Genomic DNA, 1,985 nt, shown 5'->3' on the forward strand with positions numbered 1-1,985 from the left:
GCTGATTCTGAAGCTGATGTGCTTGCTGATTCTGATGCACTTGTTGATGCAGACTCAGATGCTGATGTGCTTGCTGATTCTGAAGCTGATGTTGACGCTGACTCAGATGCTGATGTGCTTGCTGACTCTGATGCGCTTGTGCTTGCTGACTCTGATGCACTTGTGCTTGCTGATTCAGAAGCCGATGTGCTTGCTGATTCAGAAGCCGATGTGCTTGCTGATTCTGAAGCCGATGTGCTTGCTGACTCAGAAGCACTTGTTGACGCTGATTCTGACGCACTTGTTGATGCTGACTCAGAGGCACTTGTTGATGCTGATTCAGATGCTGATGTGCTTGCTGATTCTGAAGCTGATGTTGACGCTGACTCAGATGCGCTTGTGCTTGCTGATTCTGATGCTGACGTTGATGCAGACTCAGAAGCTGATGTGCTTGCTGATTCTGAAGCTGATGTTGATGCAGACTCAGAAGCTGATGTGCTTGCTGATTCTGATGCTGATGTTGACGCTGATTCAGATGCGCTTGTGCTTGCTGATTGGCTTGCACTTGTTGATGCTGATTCTGATGCTGATGTGCTTGCTGATTGGCTTGCACTTGTTGATGCTGATTCAGAAGCTGATGTGCTTGCTGATTGGCTTGCACTTGTTGATGCTGATTCAGAAGCTGATGTGCTTGCTGATTCTGACGCTGATGTGCTTGCTGATTCAGATGCACTTGTTGACGCTGATTCTGACGCTGATGTGCTTGCTGATTCAGAAGCTGATGTTGATGCAGACTCAGAAGCTGATGTGCTTGCTGATTCTGACGCACTTGTGCTTGCTGATTCTGACGCTGATGTTGACGCTGACTCAGATGCACTTGTTGACGCTGATTCTGACGCTGATGTGCTTGCTGATTCTGACGCTGATGTTGACGCTGACTCAGATGCTGATGTGCTTGCTGATTGGCTCGCACTTGTTGACGCTGACTCAGATGCTGATGTACTTGCTGACTGGCTTGCACTTGTTGACGCTGACTCAGACGCTGATGTACTTGCTGATTGGCTCGCACTTGTTGACGCTGACTCAGATGCTGATGTGCTTGCTGATTGGCTTGCACTTGTACTTGCTGATTCTGAAGCTGATGTGCTTGCTGACTGGCTTGCACTTGTTGACGCTGATTCAGAAGCCGACGTTGATGCTGATTCTGACGCACTTGTTGACGCTGACTCTGATGCGCTTGTGCTTGCTGACTGACTTGCACTTGTTGATGCTGACTCAGATGCTGATGTGCTTGCTGATTGGCTCGCACTTGTTGATGCTGACTCAGATGCCGATGTGCTTGCTGATTGACTAGCGCTTGTTGACACTGACTCAGACGCTGATGTACTTGCTGATTGGCTCGCACTTGTTGATGCTGACTCAGATGCTGATGTACTTGCTGACTGGCTTGCACTTGTACTTGCTGATTCTGAAGCTGATGTGCTTGCTGACTGGCTTGCACTTGTTGACGCTGATTCAGAAGCCGACGTTGATGCTGATTCTGACGCACTTGTTGACGCTGACTCTGATGCGCTTGTGCTTGCTGACTGACTTGCACTTGTTGATGCTGACTCAGATGCTGATGTGCTTGCTGATTGGCTCGCACTTGTTGATGCTGACTCAGATGCTGACTCAGATGCGCTTGTGCTTGCTGATTGGCTCGCACTTGTTGATGCTGACTCAGATGCTGATGTGCTTGCTGATTGGCTCGCACTTGTTGATGCTGATTCTGACGCTGATGTTGACGCTGACTCAGATGCGCTTGTGCTTGCTGATTCAGAAGCTGATGTGCTTGCTGATTGGCTCGCACTTGTTGATGCTGACTCAGATGCTGATGTGCTTGCTGATTCTGATGCAGACGTTGATGCAGACTCAGAAGCTGATGTGCTTGCTGACTCAGAGGCACTTGTTGATGCTGATTCAGAAGCTGATGTGCTTGCTGACTCAGATGCGCTTGTGCTTGCTGA

General features: G+C 49.1%; 1 protein-coding gene and 2 pseudogenes. All 3 read left to right on the plus strand.

Annotated features, from left to right (window positions below; genetic code table 11):
• Positions 1–1,233 (plus strand): annotated as a pseudogene (locus ACESOD_RS09755) (adhesive domain-containing protein); the annotation flags it as partial.
• Positions 1,175–1,333 (plus strand): hypothetical protein, encoded by a 159-nt coding sequence (locus tag ACESOD_RS09760; protein ID WP_373095550.1) that lies wholly within the window; start codon positions 1,175–1,177, stop codon positions 1,331–1,333. The pseudogene ACESOD_RS09755 and the gene ACESOD_RS09760, both read left to right, overlap by 59 nt.
• A 269-nt stretch (positions 1,334–1,602) precedes the next feature.
• A pseudogene (locus tag ACESOD_RS09765) lies at positions 1,603–1,985 on the plus strand (adhesive domain-containing protein); the annotation flags it as partial.

This window comes from Streptococcus oralis, from assembly GCF_964238205.1.
Lineage (GTDB): Bacteria > Bacillota > Bacilli > Lactobacillales > Streptococcaceae > Streptococcus > Streptococcus oralis_CZ.